General features: G+C 68.7%; 1 protein-coding gene. It reads left to right on the top strand.

Annotation, left to right across the window (positions count from 1 at the left end; genetic code table 11):
* Positions 1–200: response regulator transcription factor (locus L0P92_RS44925; RefSeq protein ID WP_234768871.1), on the top strand; the 200-nt coding region annotated here is incomplete at its 5' end.
* Positions 201–367: the final 167 nt, after the last annotated feature.

Raw genomic sequence — 367 nt, forward strand, 5'->3', positions numbered from 1 at the left:
CCCCCACCACCCCGTCGCTCACCCCGCGCGAGCTGGAGACGCTGCGCCACATCGCCGCGGGCCGCACCTACTGCCAGACAGCTCGCCACATGGGTCTCTCCCAGCACACCGTCGACACCTACCTGCGCCGCATCCGGGCCAAGTTCGACGTCAACACCACCGCCGAACTCACCCGACTCGCCATGGCCCTCGGCCTGTAGGACAGCCCCGCGCGGTTGCGTTCATAAAGAACGCGGACTTTCCAGGCATCGTCACATCCTCGAAATACGACCGTCCCATCCCCTCCAGGACTTCGATCTACGGTGGGCAGCACAGCCCGCCGCCCGGCCACCGTCGCCCGAAGGCACACCCCCGCCCTCGCCCCGAC

Origin of the sequence: Streptomyces muensis, assembly GCF_021474425.1 — a bacterium.
In the GTDB taxonomy this organism is placed as follows: Bacteria; Actinomycetota; Actinomycetes; order Streptomycetales; family Streptomycetaceae; genus Streptomyces; species Streptomyces muensis.